Source organism: Bradyrhizobium sp. 63_E2_N1_3 (assembly GCF_052076005.1).
GTDB lineage: Bacteria > Pseudomonadota > Alphaproteobacteria > Rhizobiales > Xanthobacteraceae > Bradyrhizobium > Bradyrhizobium barranii.
The window spans coordinates 3,340,674-3,355,783 of sequence record NZ_CP197235.1 but is presented as its reverse complement, the minus strand read 5'-3'; the positions used below and the strand labels follow the sequence as shown (position 1 = coordinate 3,355,783).

Here is a 15,110-nt window from a genome sequence, read left to right as displayed (position 1 = left end):
CTAAAGACCCGTAATTGAAGGCCCATTTCCTTGCACGAATTGACCAAAGTCCCCTCCACCCGCCGCCCGGACCTGCACGTCGCCACCGATGGCGAGTTCACGGGCTGGCGGACCTGGGTTCGCGACAGTTTTGAGAGCCATATCGGCCCGTTCTGGCACAAAATCGAGGACGACGGCAGCGTCCGCTCGGCGTTCCGGGTCGAGAAAAAGCACCTCAACGGCTCCGGAAACGTCCATGGCGGCTGCTTCATGGCGTTCGCGGACTATTGCCTGTTCGCGATCGCCACCCATGAGCTGGATGGCCCGGCCGTGACGACGAATTTCGCCTGTGATTTCCTCGACGCGGCCCGCGAGGGCGAGCTGGTCGAATGCGTCGGCGAAGTGTCCCGCGCCGGCGGCTCGCTGATCTTCCTGCGGGGCAAGCTGACCTCGGCCGGGCGGCCGCTGTTTACCTTCTCCGGCACGATCAAGCGGGTGAAGCGGAAGCCCGCACTCCAGCCAAACGCATAGCTCGACGCCTTCCCTTTTCGCGCCCCCTCGCCCAGACTTGCTGAAAGCGCTTTTGCGCGGGGGAGCAAGAACAAGGTGCCGCAGAGCACATCCGGATCGGGCCACACAGCGCCCTCCGCGTCAGCGCCATTGCAATCCATGACCGCCGTCGGCGCCCGTAACTGGCGCGACTATGCACTGCTGTTCGCGCTCGCCTGCTGCTGGAGCTCGACCTATCCGCTGGCCAAGCTCGCGCTTCCCACGATCCCGCCGATCACCTTCATCTCGGCGCGCTCGCTGATCGCGTTCGCCTTCCTGTTCGCGATCTTGTGGATGCGCGGCCTCAAGCTCCCGACGGATGCGAAGGCCTGGAAGCTGTTCGCAGTCCAGCAGCCGATCAACTCGACCTTTCCGTTCCTGGTCATCACCTGGTCGCAGCAATATGTGCCGGCGTCGAACACGGTGGTGCTGGCCTCGACGACGCCGATCTTCGCCTTCCTGATCACGTCGCTGATCACGCGGCACGAGCCGGCCACGCTACTGAAGCTCGCGGGCGCAATTCTCGGCCTCGCCGGCACGATCGCCATCGTCGGGCTGGACGCGCTGCGCGGCTTCGGCAGCGAGATCGTGGCGGAGATCGCGATCCTGCTCGCCACCATCTCCTTTGCCTGCGCGACCATCTTTGGCTTGCGGCTCTCCGAATACGATCCGATGGTGGTCGCAACCGGCTCGCTGCTATTCGGTGGCCTCGTGCTGCTGCCGCCCGCGCTGATCATCGACCAGCCCTGGACGCTGCATCCGACGCCGACGGCAATCGTCGCCACCATCGTCATGGGCATCGTCTCCAGCGCGCTGGGGCTGATGCTGTTCTACGTCTGCCTCGGCCGGCTCGGCACGCTGACCACGAACGCACAAGGCTATCTGCGCATTCCGATCGGCGTCGGATTGTCCGTGTTGCTGCTCGGCGAGAGCGTGCCGTCGAACCTCGCGCTGGGACTTCTGCTGGTCATGGCCGGCGTCGCCGCGATGACGGTGCCGGCGGAACGGCTGAAGCTGCGCAAGGCATGATCCGGAAAAGTGCGCAGCAGTTTTCCGATAAGATCATGCTCAAACAATAAGACCGCTCAGGTCGAAATCTGCTTCTCGGCGATCGAGAGCCAATCGGCCTGGGCGTCGCGCAGATATTTGGGTGCGCGCCGCATCTGGATCAGGAGCTCGTTGAAGACCACGCGCGCCTCGGCGCTGCGGCCGACCATCTGGAGCAGCATGCCGTAGCGCACCCGCGCCTCGGCGCCGGGGAAATAGCCGGCGACGGCGTGATATTCCTCCAGCGCCTCGTCGAGCCGGCCGACCTCGGCGAGCGCGCGGGCGTAGAGCAGATGCGCGTCGGCGGAATCGAAGTCCGGCCATTGCTTCTGAAGATCGTCCAGCGTCGCCAGCGCATCGGCCGGACGCTTGGCGGAAAACTCGGCCTGCGCCTTGCCGAAGGCATAAGCGGGGTCGTGGCCCATCGGCAGGCTCAGGATGTGACCGTAATGCTGCTCGGCCTCGCTGAAGCGGCCGACCTTCGCGCATTCCTCGGCCAGCGCCGCACGGTTGGCGATGGTGTCGGTGGCCGCCAGCCGGTCGCACAGCTCGCGATAACGCTTCTCCGGATCGAGCCGATTGGCAACGCGCTGACGCGCCTGTCGCGCACCGGGGCTGGAAAACCATTCAGGGACGAGTTCGACCGCGATGTAGGCGAGCGCGCCGATCAGCGGCACCATCAGGATGATGAAGGCCCAGGGCTGCAACCGCCCGGTTCGCGACGCGTGGTAAATCAGTGTGATATCGAGCAGCAGAACGACCAAAGCGACGGGCATGTGACATCCGGGAGCACAACGACAGCGCACGCTTCCTGATATCGCAACTCGCGCGGCGAAACAACTTTGAGTTGCTTCCATCCGCGCGGAAATCAGCGACCCCGGACGCGCGCGCCTTGATGGCGACGAGGAGTCAGTCGTCTCAAACGCGATTGAGGTTCATGAGACAGCAAGCCCAAAACCGCCATGACTTGCTGTGCCTTGGGCGGCTGCTACTTGGCGTCGTCCGCCAGCATCTTCCGGTATTTCTCGACGTCGCGCGTCACGAGTTGCTGGAGCAGCTCGGGCGTATGCTCGTTGTCATCAGGCGCAACGGTCGACAGGTCGGCAAAACGCTTCTTCACCGCGTCGGTCTCGACAGCCGTGCGCGCGGCGGCATTCAGCTTGGCGATGACGGCCTGCGGCGTGCCCTTGGGTGCGAACAGGCCATTCCAGCCCTGCGCCTCGAAGTCCGGCAGGCCCGCCTCGGCAGACGTCGGCAGATCGGGCAGCGTGGCCAGCCGCACGGTCGAGCCGACCACGAGGCCCCTCACCAGCTTCTCGTTGATCGACTGCGAGACGGAGGCCGCAGCATCGCAGACGCCGTCGATCTGGCTGCCGATCGCATCCGTCAGCGCGGGCGATGCGCCGCGATAGCCGACCAGCGTCGCGTCGATGCCGGCGGCCGTGACAAAACTCTTGCAGATGAGGTAGTTCGACGAGCCGACGCCGGCACGGCCGAGATTGATCTTGCCCGGGTTGGCCTTGGCGTAGGCGACGAACTCCTTCAGGTCCTTCGCCGGGAAATCCTTGCGCAGCGCGATGATACCGAACGTCTTCGCGACCATGGCGATAGGCACGAAGGATTCAGGCGTGAACGGCAGTTTTGGATAGATCGTGTAGGTCGCGGCATTGGTGCCGGCATTGCCGATCGCGATGGTGTAGCCGTCAGGCTCGGCGCGGGAGGCGCGCGCCAGTGCGGTCGAGCCGCCGGCGCCGGCGACGTTCTCGATCACGATGGTCTGGCCGAGTGCGATGCCCATCTGCTCGGCGACCGTGCGCGCGATCACGTCCGACGTGCCGCCGGCCGCGAACGGCACGATCATCGTGATCGGGCGCTTGGGGAAATCCTGCGCGAAGGCGGCGGTCGCGAGCGAAAATGTCGCGAGCGACAGCGCCGCGATCGCGGCGAGAGCCCGCTTCCCCACGAACGCGATCACGCGGCCTTTTCCAGATGGGCAGTGAGGCCGGCGAACAGGCCGCGGCCATCGGTGCAGCCCATGATGTCTTCGACGTGGTTCTCCGGGTGCGGCATCATGCCGAGCACGTTGCCCCTGTCGTTGACGATTCCGGCGATGGATTGCGCCGCGCCGTTGATGTTATGGGCCTCGTCGACCACGCCCTCGGCCGAGCAGTAGCGATAGAGCACCCGCCCCTCGCCTTCGAGCCGCTTGATGGTCTCTTCATCCGCCTCGTAATTGCCCTCGCCATGCGCCACCGGCACGCGGATCACCTGGCCCGCATTATAGCCGCGGGTGAACGGCGTGTCGGAGCGCTCGACGCGCAGATGCACGTCGTGACAGATGAATTTCAGCCGTGCGTTGCGCATCAGGACGCCGGGCAGCAGGCCGGACTCGCAGAGGATCTGAAAACCATTGCAGACGCCGAGCACGAGACCGCCCTTGGCCGCATAGTCGCGCACCGCGTCCATCACCGGCGACCGCGCCGCGATCGCGCCGCAGCGCAGATAGTCGCCGTAGGAGAAGCCGCCGGGCACCACGACGAGGTCGGTGCCCGCGGGCAGCGACGTCTCGGCGTGCCAGACCATCGCGGGCTCGCTGCCGGAGATCAGCCTCAAGGCGCGCGCCATGTCGCGCTCGCGGTTGATTCCGGGAAAGACGAGGATGGCGGCTTTCATGGTTCGGGTTCCGACGGTGATGGGAATCGGGCTGGCCAAAGGGCCAATTCGTCAGGAGACATAGCCATTTGACGGGGATTTTACCAGTGCTAGCCTCGCCGGGCGGCCTTGTACACAGGCCATAGCCACGGCACTTTTGCCTGACGATCTTGCCCGGGATTGAAGCCATGAACGTCCCGTCGCTGCCCGCCTCCCTCTCCGAACCGGTGTCCACTCAGGGCGTCATCGCTGCCGGCGCCTATGTCGACGGCCGGCGTGTCGCCAATATCGCCATCAGTGAGGCTTCGAGCTGGCGGGCCAAGCCCGGCCACGTGGTGTGGATCGGGCTGCACGAGCCTGACATGGCGCTGCTCGGCGCCGTGCAGAAGCAGTTCGACCTGCACGACCTTGCCATTGAGGACGCCAACAACGCCCATCAACGGCCGAAGATCGAGCAATATGGCGAGGCCCTGTTCATCGTGGCGCGGACGGCGCAACTGCTCGAGGGCCGGATCGCCTTCGGCGAGACGCACATCTTCGTCGGCGAAGGCTATCTGGTCTCGGTGCGCCACGGCGCCTCGACATCCTACACGCCGGTGCGCGAACGCTGCGAAAGCTGCCCGCGGGCGCTGGCGCGCGGCGAGGACTACATCCTCTACGCCATCCTCGATTTCATCGTCGACAACTACTCGCCCGTGCTGGAGAGCATCCACGAGGAGGTCGAGGGCATCGAGGACGACGTGCTCTCCAAGCCGATCAGCAAGGCACAGATCGAGCGGCTCTACATGCTGCGCCGCGACCTGTTGCGGCTCAGGACCGCGATCGGCCCGCTGGTGGAAGTCTGCCGTCGCCTCGAGCATGACGAGCTTGCGATGGTGCGTGCGACGATGCAGCCGCTGTTCCGCGACGTCACCGACCACGTCAGGAACATCCAGGAGCGCATCGATTCCATGCGCGAGGTGCTGGCCTTCGCCTTCGAGGCGAGCCTGCTGGTCGGACAGGCGCAGGAGACCGCGGTCTCCAAGAAGCTCGCCTCGTGGCTGGCGATCCTCGCCGTGCCCACCGCAGTCGCAGGCATCTACGGGATGAACTTCAAGTACATCCCCGAGCTGCAATGGGAGTACAGCTATTTCGTCGTCATGGGGATGATGGCGCTCGCCTGCCTCGCATTGTACTGGCGCTTCCACCGCGTCGGATGGCTGTGAAGCGCCGCGCGGGTTAGACGATCTCGACGCGATAGTTCTCGATCACGGTGTTCGCCAGGAGCTTGTCGGCGGCCTCCTTCAGCGCCGCTTCGGCCTTGGCCTTGTCGGCGCCGGCAAGCTCGATGTCGAACACCTTGCCCTGGCGGACGCTGGCGACGCCGTCGACGCCGAGCGACTTCAGCGCGCCTTCGATGGCCTTGCCCTGCGGATCGAGGATGCCCGTTTTCAGGGTAACGGTAACACGTGCCTTCACGTCAAATCCCTCTTAGCTCTTCACCAGCACCGGGCCAGTGCCCTGCGGACGCTCATTCTCCATGAGGATGCCGAGGCGTTTTGCGACTTCGGTGTAGGCCTCGAGCAGGCCGCCGAGGTCCCTGCGGAAACGGTCCTTGTCGAGCTTCTCGTTCGACTTGATGTCCCACAGACGGCAGCTATCCGGCGAGATCTCGTCGGCGACGATGATCCGCATCATCTCGTTTTCGAACAGCCGGCCGCACTCCATCTTGAAGTCGACGAGGCGGATGCCGATACCGAGGAAGAGGCCGGTGAGGAAGTCGTTGACACGGATGGCGAGCGCCATGATGTCGTCGATCTCCTGCGGCGTGGCCCAGCCGAACGCGGTGATGTGCTCTTCCGACACCATGGGGTCGTTGAGCTGGTCGTTCTTGTAGTAGAATTCGATGATCGACCGGGGCAGCTGCGTGCCCTCCTCGATGCCGAGGCGCTGCGACAGCGAGCCGGCGGCAACGTTCCGCACCACCACTTCCAGCGGCACGATCTCGACCTCGCGAATCAACTGCTCGCGCATGTTGAGGCGGCGGATGAAATGGGTCGGCACCCCGATGTCGTTGAGGTGCTGAAACAGGTACTCCGAGATCCGGTTGTTGAGGACACCCTTGCCCTCGATCACCTGATGCTTTTTCGCATTGAACGCGGTGGCGTCATCCTTGAAGTGCTGGATCAGGGTACCGGGCTCCGGGCCTTCGTAAAGAACCTTTGCCTTGCCTTCATAAATACGACGCCGACGGCTCATGGGGATGTACCGTGTTTTGTTGAAATCCATGTATTTGGTGTGCTCCGGTTACCAGGTTACGACCCACAGCGGAGCTGCCGTGAACGGCTGGGAACCCGTCTATAACCCCTTGGAAACAGAACGGGAACCAAACCTTCAGGCAACCTATCCGATTGGCTGTCCCAGCACAATCGATCCGGCCGCCCGGCATCAACTTATACCGTCTTGCCTGCGGCTTAACGGCTCGTTGTTTTGCCGATTCGTGCCCCCTATCTAGGCATGCGCCGGGGCCGTCGCAACGATGGCCACCGGATCCAGTCAGCAGGGAATTGGAAAAAGGCATGAGCAGTTTGGACAAGCGCGAGGAAGGCTTCGAGAAGAAGTTCGCCCTCGACGAGGAGCAGAAATTCAAGGCGGAAGCCCGCCGCAACCGGCTGCTCGGCCTTTGGGCCGCCGAGAAGCTCGGCATCACCGGCGAGGCCGCCACGGCCTACGCCAAGGAAGTGGTCGCGGCCGATTTCGAGGAGGCCGGCGACGCCGACGTCCTGCGCAAGGTCATGGCCGATTTCGCCGCCAAGAACGTCGCCATCACCGAACAGGCGATTCGCGCCAAGATGAGCGAATTGATCGCCGTGGCCGCGGCCGAGGTGAAGGCGGGCAAATAGGCGAATAGGGAGCGGCGAGTAGCGAATGAACCCCATTCGCTACTCGCGATTCGCCATTCGCGTCCCTCACCCCTCCTTGAAGCCGTATTCCGGCACATTGCCGCTGGCGCCGTAATATTTGTACGGCAGAAACTTGCCGCTCATGGTGATCTTGACGCGGTCGCCCTTCGGGTTGGCAACGCGCTCCATCGCCATGTCGAAGTCGATCGCCGACATGATGCCGTCGCCGAATTCCTCCTCGATCAGCGCCTTCCACGCCGGACCGTTGACCATCACCATCTCGTAGAAACGATAGATCAACGGATCGGTCGGCGGCATCGGCGTGCCGGTGCCGCGCATCGGCACCTCGTTGAGCATCGCGATCTCGGCCTTCGACAGGCCGAACAGCTCGCCGGCATTGGCGGCCTGCGGTTTCGTCAGCTTCATCTGGCCGAGGATCGCACCGACGATCAGCACCTCGGAATAGCCGCCGACCTTGTCGCAGATGTGTTTCCAGCTCCAGCCGTTCTCGCGCTTGATGTCGAGCAGCTTTTCGGTGAGGTCTTCGCGTTTCATGTCAGGGTCTCCTTGGCCAGGCATCGTGTCATGTCGTTTGTGCCGCTTTGGGAGGCACGAAACGTGCCAGTAAATGAGGCTTGAGGCGTCACCGCCTCGACCTCCCCTCACGCGGTAAAGCCTCCGTGAACCGCTTGATCGCCTCGAGCACCGGCTGCTGATCGCCGGCAAAGAACCAATGGTCATTGCCGTCGAGCTCGACGAATTCTGCACCGGTGATCCGGCTCGCGATGTCGCGCCCGGCCGCGATCCGCACGGCCTTGTCGTCCCGCCGATGCAGCACCAGCGTCGGCACCGCAATCCGCGCCAGAAGGTGTCGCACGTCGGCGTCGCGAAAGGCCTCGAGCACGGCGGAGATGCCGCCGGGACTGGACGCCGCGCGCAACAGCCCCGCCCACCAGGCGCGCGCCTGCGGATCATTGGCAAGGCTCGGCGCGAAGGCTTCGATCCCGACCGGACCGCCCCATTGCGCAATCAGGTGCTTGCTCCAGGCGTCATACTGGCTGGCTCGCAGCGCGTGCGGATAGTCCTCCGACCAGCAGCCCTTGGCCAGTGCGCCGAACAGAATGAGCCCGGCCACATGGCGGGATTCCTCGACCGCAAATTTGATGCAGGCCGGCCCGCATTCGGATGCGCCAAACAGCACGACGCGGCGCGAGTCCGTCGCCCGCAGCACGGTGCCGATATCTTCCGCGGTGACGTCGATGCCAGGGGCCGATCCGACCCGGTCGGACAGGCCGATGCCGCGGCGATCGAAAACGATCAGCCGCCCAAGCCTTATCAATGAGGCCAGAAACGTCCGGCTCGCGGGATGTTCCCAGGCGCGCTCCACATGCGACACGAAACCTGGCATGACCAGGATATCGAGCGGACCGCTGCCATAGGTCTGATAGGCCAGATGCACGCCGGCGCCCTTCACGTAGCGTGTCGCTGGAAGAGCATCGCGCAGCGGCGCGGCCGCGCGGCTCATGAGCGCTTCGGTCTCGGCTTCCGGCGCGACGCCAAGCTCGTCGCGCAGCCGCTGCGCCAGTGCCGCGTGATGCCGTTCCGCTGCGCTTCGGTCGCCCGCCAGCAGCAGGCTGCGGATCAGGTGCCGGCCATACACCTCGCTGAGCGGATCGAGCTCGACCAGACGGCCCGCATGCAGTGTCGCGGCGAGATGATCGCCCGCGGCATTCCTGTCCTGCACCAGACGCTCGAGCGCCTGCACGAGCCGTCCCCGCAACGCCTCGCGGCGAAAGAACGCCCAATCGTCGAACTCAGGACAGTCGTCCGGAGAAAAGCCCGCCAGGAAGTCGCCGCGATAGATCCGGCAGGCCTCTTCAAACGCACCGCGATCGCAGGCGCGCTCGAACAGATGCGAGTCGATCTTCAGCTCGACCTCCGGAGACCAACGCAAGCTTGTGCGGTCGGTCTCGAAAACCGCCTGGCCGAGCGTAAGCTCGACGCGGTGAAGCAGACGCCGCAATCGTGCAAGGCCCGTCTCGCGGGACGTCTCGGGCCACAGCAGCGTGGCAATGACGTCGCGCGCGACGGGGCCTTTGGCTTCCGCGAGATAGACCAGCAGCGCAAGCCCCTTGCGCAAGGCCAGCTTGACCGGGCGATCGTCGGCATGGACCTCGGGGAACCCGAACGTGACAAGCGAAAAGGCCGTCATGGAGATCCTCCCTCCCCGGCCGGCGCCCCCGGGGGACGCGCAGGGGACGGTCCAGCGATAGCAGTCAGGCCAGATCGAGCCCACTCGCCAGCGAGCAGCTCAGGTTCCTGAATGCGGCACCGCCGCCATCGGCACAATAGGAAAAACCATGTTCGCGCGCCTCGCAATCCTGCCCTACGCCATCGTGAGCTACGCCGTCTTCACGGCGTCATTCCTCTACGCGCTCGGTTTCGTCGGCAATTATGTCGTGCCCAAGTCAATCGACACGTCGATCGACGTCGGCGCGCCTGCGAATTTGGGTGAGGCCATCGTCGTCAACCTGCTGCTGATGAGCCTGTTTGCCATCCAGCACAGCGTCATGGCGCGCCCGGCATTCAAGCGATGGTGGGCGGGAAGCCTTCCCATCGCCTGCCAGCGCAGCACCTATGTGCTGCTCTCCAGCCTGATCCTCCTGCTGCTGTTCTGGCAGTGGCGTCCGATCCCGACGCCGATCTGGCAGGCCAGCGGCATTACGGCGTGGCTCCTGACCGGCGTACATTGGCTCGGCTGGCTGATCGCGTTCGCATCGACCTACATGATCGATCATTCCGATCTGTTCGGCCTGCGCCAGGCTCTCGTCGCGTTGCGCGGAGCCGAGATATCAGGTCAATCCTTCCGGACGCCGCTGCTCTACAAGATCGTGCGGCATCCGCTCATGCTCGGCTTTCTGCTCGCGTTCTGGGCGACGCCCGAGATGACCGCCGGCCATCTTCTGTTCGCGATTGCGAACACGGCCTACATCCTGGTCGCCCTGCAGTTCGAGGAGCGGGATTTGATCGCCGAGTTCGGCGCGACCTACCAGGACTATCGCCGGCGCGTTCCGATGCTGTTGCCGCGCATTTTCGGAGCGCCCCGATGAAAGCGATTCTGTGCAATTCGTTCACGGGCCCCGCGGATCTGCGCCTCGGTGAGATCGATGCGCCGCGGCCTGCCGGCGACGAGATTCTCATCGACGTCCACGCGGCGTCCGTGAGCTTCATGGACCAGTTGCTGGTCTCGGGCCTCTACCAGATGCGGCCGGCGACACCCTTCGTGCCCGGCACCGAAGCATCCGGCGTCGTCGTCGCGGTCGGCAACAAGGTCACGACATTCGCCCCCGGCGATCGCGTGGCGTGCAGTGCCTGGACCGGCGGCTACGCCGAACGGATGATCGCGAAGGAATCGAAGAGCGTGCGGCTGCCGGATGGGGTCGCGTTCGAAGCCGGGGCGACGGTGCTGCACAATTACGGCACGGCCCATTATGCGCTGGTCGAGCGGGCACGGGCGCAACGCGGCGAAACCCTGTTCGTCACCGGCGCAGCCGGCGGAGTTGGCCTCGCCGCCGTCGACCTCGGGCGTCATCTCGGCCTGCGCGTCATCGCCGGTGTCGGCTCCGACGACAAGGCCGCCCTGGTGCGCGGTTACGGCGCCAGCGAGGTCATCAACTATCGCAGCGAGGACATGCGCAACCGGATCAAGTCGATCACATCGGGGGCAGGCATCGATGTCGGCCTCGACAACGTCGGCGGCGCTATCTTCGAACAGATGGCAAGGCTGATGAGATGGGACGGACGGCTGATGCCGATCGGCTTCACCGGCGGCGAGATTCCACAGATCCCGATGAACCTGCCTCTCCTGAAAAATTACGCCATCATCGGCGTCTTTGTCGGCGCCTGGGCGGAGAAATTCTCCGCGGAGGCCGCGCGCATGAATGACACGCTGATGCAATTGCTGGCCGACGGAAAGATCCGCCCGCACATCGATCGCGTCCTCCCTTTGGAGAAGGCCGGCGACGCCATGCGCGCCGTCGCCAATCGCGCGGTTATGGGACGAATTGTCCTCAAGATCAGGTAGACTGCGCCCGACCAGGAAGAGAGGACAGAACCGATGACCGAGATCATCATCGACAAGCGCTTTTGCGGTCCTCCGAACTCCGGGAATGGTGGCTATGTCTGCGGCCGGCTGGCCCGCCACATTTCCGGCGGCGCCGAGGTGACGCTGCGCGCCCCGCCTCCTCTCGACAAATCCCTCGATGCGGCCGCGACCGCCGACGGCACATGGGAGCTTCGCGACGGCGCCAAGGTCGTCGCGACCGGGCGAGCGGCAAGCGTCGAGCTCGCGCGCGTAGAGACAGCCAGCTTGCAGGAAGCACGCGCGGCCGAATTGCTGGCGCTGTTCAAGCCGCACGAGCATCCGCTGCCGAACTGTTTCGTCTGCGGTCCCGCAAGAGCGAAAGGCGACGGCCTGCGCATCTTCGCCGGCCCGCTCAGCCGTCATGGACAGCTTCCCGTTCTCGCGGCGACCTGGATGCCGGATCAGAACCTGGCCGCCGAGGATGACCTCATCGCACCCGAATTCCTCTGGTCCGCGCTCGATTGCCCCACCGGCTTTGCCTGCAATTTTGATCAGCAGAGCGGCAGCTTCGAGAAGACCCCGCTCCTGCTCGGACGGATGTCAGCCCGCATCGAGACTCGGCCCCGCCCCGGCGAAGGCTGCATCATCACCGCCTGGCCAACCGGCCGCGACGGCCGCAAGCGCATGGCCGAGGCTGCGCTCCACGATGAAGCCGGGAGACTCCTGGCCGTGGCGAGGACGACATGGATCGCAGTCGACCGCAACGTGCTGCTCGGGCGTACTTCGTAGGGTGGATTAGCGGAGCACCACTTTGATGTCCGTACAAACTCGAGGTGGGCAAAAGGCGCACAGCGCCGTGCCCACCACTCCTATCTCAGCGCCGTTGAGCGACATGGTGGGCACGCTTCCGCCTCCGCTCTTCGAGCTACGGCGGACAAGTCGCTTTGCCCTCCCTCTAATCACGCAACACATCCGTCGCCGCACCTTCGGCCTGCACCAATCCGCATTCTCCTGCACGCCCGCGGCCGCGCTTGCGACGGTTTACCTTGCGTCAAGCACGCCCGGCAATCGATGGCTGTCTTAAAAGGCTTGTTAGGAGCGGTCATCGTTGTTGGCGCCCGGAATACGGGGACGCTCTGCAATGCAATCGGACGAGGGACTCTACAGTGCGCCACGCTGGCGCCTGACACGCTGGCTCGCCGAGCCGGGGCTAGGTGTTCCCGACGACATCCGCGCCGCGCTCATTGTCCAGCTCTATGGATCGCTGCCGGTTTTTGCTGCCGGCGCCGTCAACACCATTGCCGTCGCCGCCGTGATCGCTGGCCGCAAGCAGACTGCACCATTCATTGTCTGGCTGGTCATGGAGATCGCGATCTGCCTGGCCCGCCTCGCCGTGCTCGTCAGCGCGCATCGCAGGGCGCGTGCCCACCGCCCGACGCCGACCGACCTTCATCTCCTGCTCGCGGTCGCCTGGAGCGCCAGCGTTGGATTTGGCGTCGTTGCCAGCCTGGCCAGCGGGGACTGGGTCGTCGCCATGCTGGCCTCGCTCTCGGCGGCGGCGATGGTCGGCGGCATCTGCTTCCGCAATTTCGGCGCGCCGCGGCTGGCCGGGACCATGATCCTGCTGAGCCTCGGTCCCATCATCCCCGGCGCTGCGTTCGCCGGCGAGCCGCTGTTCTACATCGTCTACCTCCAGGTGCCGATGTATCTGGCCGCGATGACGGCCGCCGCCTTCCGCCTCAACCGGATGCTGATCACCACCATGCGCGCCGAACGCGAGAACAGCCATCGCGCGCATCATGATGCACTCACGGGGCTGCTCAATCGCGCGGGCTTCGTCGAGGCGCTCGGCGCGAGACTTGGGGCCTCCGCCGAACGGCGGTTCGCGGTGATGTTCTTGGATCTCGACAACTTCAAGCCGATCAACGACACGTTCGGACACGCGGCGGGCGATGCGGTCCTGAAAGGCGTGGCCGGCCGCGTGCGCCGGGCGCTGCCGGACGGCGCGATGGTCGCCCGGATGGGTGGCGACGAATTCGTCGTGCTCGTCGATGGCCTCACCGCAGACATGGCGCTGGAGACTGGATATCGCCTGATCAGCGAGGTGGCCGTCTCCTACGAGCTCGGCGGCGAGGTGGGCACCAGTGTCGGTGCCAGTGTCGGCATTGCGATGTCACCTGATCATGGCGCCGAGGTCGAGGAATTGCTCGCGGTCGCCGACGCCGCGCTCTACGAGGCGAAGTCAGGCGGCAAATCGCGTTGCTGCCTTGCCTCGGTCGAGACCAACCTCGCCGCGTTACGTCGGCTGCAGCAGAGCGGCGCGAAGGGCCCTGTCGCAAGCGCCGCCTGAGGTGGAGTTCGTAGGGTGGGCAAAGGCGCGAAGCGCCGTGCCCGCCATTGTCACCTCAGTTGATCGGTCGAAGCATGGTGGGCACGCTTCGCTTTGCCCACCTACGAAGCTGATTAAACTAGACTGTTCGGTCGGTACGTCGTCAGGGGGTCACCTCCAGCGCCTTGAGCTCGGCGCCGGCCGCCTGGAATTCCTCGAAGGTCGGCGGGCAATCGGCGAGCGCGAGACCAAAGAGTCGCCGCGCCTCCTCTTTCACACCGCGCTGCAAAGCGAGTTCGGCAGTGTAAAAGTTCGCCTCGCAGATTTGCCCCTTCTTCTTGACCAGATCGGGATCGTCGGCCGCGCGCAGCAGTTCGTCAGCCGTCATCGTTTCCAACAACAACCGGATCACCGGAGCAGGCCATTTGGTCATGTCCAGCTTGGCGGTCGCCTCCGACAGCGTACTCGGCACATTGCCGCGCCGACCCGCGATCTCGCGCCAGATCGTGGCATAGGGCTCCCTGGGATCAAGCTCCCTTGACCGATCGAGGTAGGTGATAGCCTCCCCAGGCGAGCCGGCCTGCAAGTGTGCCATGGCACATGAACGATAGGGGCTCGCCGCCTTCGGGGCACGCTCGATCGCGAGATCGCATGCCGTAACGGCGCGCTGCGGATCCCCCATCGCCAGATAAGTGAAGCTGCGGCACAGATACGAGTTGGGGTCCTTGGGCCCGAAGGCCACCGCGCGGTCGCAATCATCCAATGCGCGCGCAAGATCTTGCTTGGCCCGATACGCGCCTGCACGATAGACGTACGAAGGCGGATACCCTGGATCGAGCGCGAGCGCCCCCTCATAATCCGAGATTGCGCCGTCGATATTGCCTTTTTTGCCCTTGGCAACGCCGCGCGCCAGATAAGCCGCCATGTGCAATGGATTGAACTGAGCGGACGGGCCGGGAGCCGTTGGAGCCAGATCGCCACCATAAGAGTAAGCTCCGCTGGCAGCCACAGACTGATCAAGCTTCAATTCAATCGCTCTCGTATAGTCGGCAATAGCGAGGTCGAGATCTCCCTTCTTCGAGTGGGACACCGCGCGACTGTAGTAAGCGCGCTGATCTTTGGGGTTCAACCCGATGACCTCGCCGTAGTCGGCAATCGCGCGGTCGAACTCTTCCAATTGATAGTGTGAGTATGCGCGATTGTAGTAGGCGTGCATATTCCGGGGATAGAGCCTGATCAGTTCGCTGTAGTCGGCAACCGCGAGCTCGAATGCGCCCTTCTTGTTATAGGCTCCGGCACGATTGAGCCGGGCCCTGATGGTGCCCTGCTGACCGAATTTCCCAGCTTCCAGCACAGACGTGCAGGCAGCGATCCGCTCGTCGACCGGGATTTCCGTGATCGCATTGCATTTCCAGTCCGAGGCGGGATCTGCGATCGCGGGAGAGACAAACAGAAGAGCGGCCAAACAAATCGCCGCGCAAACAATTGCGCGGCTTGTCATTCCAATCATGGGGCCCCCGGTTGAATCTGCGGGGAATGTCATAGCAACCGATCTCGCTGCTGCACAGCCCTCGGTTGCGGCGTTCGC

Annotated in this window: 16 protein-coding genes; 8 read left to right on the top strand and 8 right to left on the bottom strand. The window is 64.5% G+C overall.

Annotated features, from left to right (window positions below; genetic code table 11):
* Positions 1 to 30: 30 nt before the first annotated feature.
* Both AB7531_RS15515 and AB7531_RS15510 read left to right on the top strand, forming a co-directional pair.
* A complete protein-coding gene (locus tag AB7531_RS15515) occupies positions 31 to 510 on the top strand; it encodes a PaaI family thioesterase (protein WP_063982364.1) in 480 nt (159 codons plus the stop codon).
* Positions 511 to 585: 75 nt separating this feature from the next.
* Entirely contained in the window at positions 586 to 1,557 is a 972-nt protein-coding gene (locus AB7531_RS15510; protein WP_063982363.1) for a DMT family transporter, read from the top strand.
* A gap of 56 nt (positions 1,558 to 1,613) precedes the next feature.
* Here the strand turns inward: AB7531_RS15510 and AB7531_RS15505 are convergent, their stop codons facing one another.
* The 3 genes from AB7531_RS15505 to purQ all read right to left on the bottom strand — a co-directional run bounded on the left by AB7531_RS15505 (position 1,614) and on the right by purQ (position 4,248).
* Complete coding sequence (locus AB7531_RS15505; RefSeq protein WP_063982362.1) at positions 1,614 to 2,351, bottom strand: tetratricopeptide repeat protein; 738 nt, start codon at positions 2,349 to 2,351, stop codon at positions 1,614 to 1,616.
* Positions 2,352 to 2,563: 212 nt separating this feature from the next.
* The gene (locus tag AB7531_RS15500; protein ID WP_441279981.1) at positions 2,564 to 3,550 is read right to left on the bottom strand and encodes a tripartite tricarboxylate transporter substrate binding protein BugD; all 987 of its coding nucleotides are present in this window, start codon (positions 3,548 to 3,550) and stop codon (positions 2,564 to 2,566) included.
* Entirely contained in the window at positions 3,547 to 4,248 is a 702-nt protein-coding gene (gene purQ, locus AB7531_RS15495) for a phosphoribosylformylglycinamidine synthase subunit PurQ (protein WP_063982360.1), read from the bottom strand. The genes AB7531_RS15500 and purQ overlap by 4 nt, the downstream gene beginning before the upstream one ends.
* A 167-nt stretch (positions 4,249 to 4,415) precedes the next feature.
* On the opposite strand from purQ, the gene AB7531_RS15490 reads away from it, so the two are divergent.
* Positions 4,416 to 5,432, top strand: coding sequence for a magnesium and cobalt transport protein CorA (locus AB7531_RS15490; protein WP_063982359.1), 1,017 nt, complete (start codon positions 4,416 to 4,418; stop codon positions 5,430 to 5,432).
* Positions 5,433 to 5,445: 13 nt separating this feature from the next.
* On the opposite strand, the gene purS is transcribed toward AB7531_RS15490, so the two are convergent.
* Both purS and purC read right to left on the bottom strand, forming a co-directional pair.
* Positions 5,446 to 5,685, bottom strand: a complete 240-nt coding sequence (purS, locus tag AB7531_RS15485; RefSeq protein WP_014494125.1) for a phosphoribosylformylglycinamidine synthase subunit PurS — start codon at positions 5,683 to 5,685, stop codon at positions 5,446 to 5,448.
* A 12-nt stretch (positions 5,686 to 5,697) separates the two neighbouring features.
* Positions 5,698 to 6,465, bottom strand: a complete 768-nt coding sequence (purC, locus tag AB7531_RS15480) for a phosphoribosylaminoimidazolesuccinocarboxamide synthase (RefSeq protein ID WP_172782948.1) — start codon at positions 6,463 to 6,465, stop codon at positions 5,698 to 5,700.
* 320 nt (positions 6,466 to 6,785) lie between these two features.
* On the opposite strand from purC, the gene AB7531_RS15475 reads away from it, so the two are divergent.
* The gene (locus AB7531_RS15475; protein WP_014494124.1) at positions 6,786 to 7,109 is read left to right on the top strand and encodes a DUF1476 domain-containing protein; all 324 of its coding nucleotides are present in this window, start codon (positions 6,786 to 6,788) and stop codon (positions 7,107 to 7,109) included.
* A gap of 66 nt (positions 7,110 to 7,175) precedes the next feature.
* On the opposite strand, the gene cynS is transcribed toward AB7531_RS15475, so the two are convergent.
* Together cynS and AB7531_RS15465 are read right to left on the bottom strand one after the other, a co-directional pair.
* On the bottom strand, positions 7,176 to 7,664 hold the full coding sequence (cynS, locus tag AB7531_RS15470) for a cyanase (RefSeq protein ID WP_231142291.1): 489 nt from the start codon (positions 7,662 to 7,664) through the stop codon (positions 7,176 to 7,178).
* A gap of 88 nt (positions 7,665 to 7,752) precedes the next feature.
* Entirely contained in the window at positions 7,753 to 9,321 is a 1,569-nt protein-coding gene (locus AB7531_RS15465; protein ID WP_063982357.1) for an alpha/beta fold hydrolase, read from the bottom strand.
* A 148-nt stretch (positions 9,322 to 9,469) separates the two neighbouring features.
* Here AB7531_RS15465 and mddA point away from each other — a divergent pair, with 148 nt between their 5' ends.
* The 4 genes from mddA to AB7531_RS15445 all read left to right on the top strand — a co-directional run bounded on the left by mddA (position 9,470) and on the right by AB7531_RS15445 (position 13,543).
* A complete protein-coding gene (gene mddA, locus AB7531_RS15460) occupies positions 9,470 to 10,219 on the top strand; it encodes a methanethiol S-methyltransferase (protein WP_063982356.1) in 750 nt (249 codons plus the stop codon).
* Positions 10,216 to 11,193: an NADPH:quinone oxidoreductase family protein gene (locus tag AB7531_RS15455; RefSeq protein ID WP_063982355.1), complete on the top strand. Its 978-nt coding sequence runs from the start codon at positions 10,216 to 10,218 to the stop codon at positions 11,191 to 11,193. Before mddA ends, AB7531_RS15455 begins: the two co-directional genes overlap by 4 nt.
* A gap of 33 nt (positions 11,194 to 11,226) precedes the next feature.
* A complete protein-coding gene (locus AB7531_RS15450) occupies positions 11,227 to 11,982 on the top strand; it encodes a hypothetical protein (RefSeq protein ID WP_063982354.1) in 756 nt (251 codons plus the stop codon).
* Positions 11,983 to 12,334: 352 nt separating this feature from the next.
* Positions 12,335 to 13,543 carry a GGDEF domain-containing protein gene (locus AB7531_RS15445; RefSeq protein WP_063982353.1) on the top strand — a complete coding sequence of 403 codons (1,209 nt, stop codon included), beginning with the start codon at positions 12,335 to 12,337 and terminating at the stop codon, positions 13,541 to 13,543.
* 142 nt (positions 13,544 to 13,685) lie between these two features.
* Here AB7531_RS15445 and AB7531_RS15440 read toward each other — a convergent pair whose 3' ends face one another.
* Entirely contained in the window at positions 13,686 to 14,987 is a 1,302-nt protein-coding gene (locus AB7531_RS15440) for a tetratricopeptide repeat protein (protein WP_063982352.1), read from the bottom strand.
* Positions 14,988 to 15,110 lie beyond the last annotated feature (123 nt).

Excerpts from the sequence above, each read along its gene's own strand:
- AB7531_RS15450 (WP_063982354.1), top strand. The coding sequence starts at position 11,227 with ATGACCGAGATCATCATCGACAAGCGCTTTTGCGGTCCTCCGAACTCC.
- cynS (WP_231142291.1), bottom strand. The coding sequence starts at position 7,664 with ATGAAACGCGAAGACCTCACCGAAAAGCTGCTCGACATCAAGCGCGAG.
- AB7531_RS15490 (WP_063982359.1), top strand. The coding sequence starts at position 4,416 with ATGAACGTCCCGTCGCTGCCCGCCTCCCTCTCCGAACCGGTGTCCACT.
- purQ (WP_063982360.1), bottom strand. The coding sequence starts at position 4,248 with ATGAAAGCCGCCATCCTCGTCTTTCCCGGAATCAACCGCGAGCGCGAC.
- AB7531_RS15465 (WP_063982357.1), bottom strand. The coding sequence starts at position 9,321 with ATGACGGCCTTTTCGCTTGTCACGTTCGGGTTCCCCGAGGTCCATGCC.
- AB7531_RS15455 (WP_063982355.1), top strand. The coding sequence starts at position 10,216 with ATGAAAGCGATTCTGTGCAATTCGTTCACGGGCCCCGCGGATCTGCGC.
- AB7531_RS15475 (WP_014494124.1), top strand. The coding sequence starts at position 6,786 with ATGAGCAGTTTGGACAAGCGCGAGGAAGGCTTCGAGAAGAAGTTCGCC.
- AB7531_RS15445 (WP_063982353.1), top strand. The coding sequence starts at position 12,335 with ATGCAATCGGACGAGGGACTCTACAGTGCGCCACGCTGGCGCCTGACA.
- mddA (WP_063982356.1), top strand. The coding sequence starts at position 9,470 with ATGTTCGCGCGCCTCGCAATCCTGCCCTACGCCATCGTGAGCTACGCC.
- AB7531_RS15505 (WP_063982362.1), bottom strand. The coding sequence starts at position 2,351 with ATGCCCGTCGCTTTGGTCGTTCTGCTGCTCGATATCACACTGATTTAC.
- purC (WP_172782948.1), bottom strand. The coding sequence starts at position 6,465 with ATGAGCCGTCGGCGTCGTATTTATGAAGGCAAGGCAAAGGTTCTTTAC.